The organism is Pseudomonas sp. 2995-3, assembly GCF_002742565.1.
Classification (GTDB): domain Bacteria; phylum Pseudomonadota; class Gammaproteobacteria; order Pseudomonadales; family Pseudomonadaceae; genus Aquipseudomonas; species Aquipseudomonas edaphica.
In genome coordinates this window covers 1-236 of record NZ_LJSB01000431.1, presented here as the reverse complement: position 1 = coordinate 236, position 236 = coordinate 1, and the positions used below count along the sequence as shown (strand labels likewise).

The following is a 236-nucleotide window of genomic DNA, read 5'->3' as shown; positions in this document are numbered from 1 at the left end:
GCACTTGATAATGTCCATATCAGTACAACTGGAACCTTAATCGAACAAACCGCAGGGAATACGGGGATAGGACTTGCGTTAGCCGCAATTGGAACAGACGTAACTGTGATGTTCGTTGTTCCAGAGAAGTTTAGTCAAGAAAAACCGACTTTAATGCGTTCTCTTGGGGCTAAGGTTGTAAACACGCCAACCGAAAAAGGGATGATTGGAGCTATAGAAAAAACGAAAGGATTACT

At 42.8% G+C, this 236-nt stretch carries 1 protein-coding gene; it reads left to right on the top strand.

Features of this window, described 5'->3' with window-relative positions; translation table 11 throughout:
* A partial coding sequence (locus tag AOA62_RS29935; protein ID WP_143521959.1) for a pyridoxal-phosphate dependent enzyme occupies window positions 1-236 on the top strand: 236 nt, incomplete at both ends.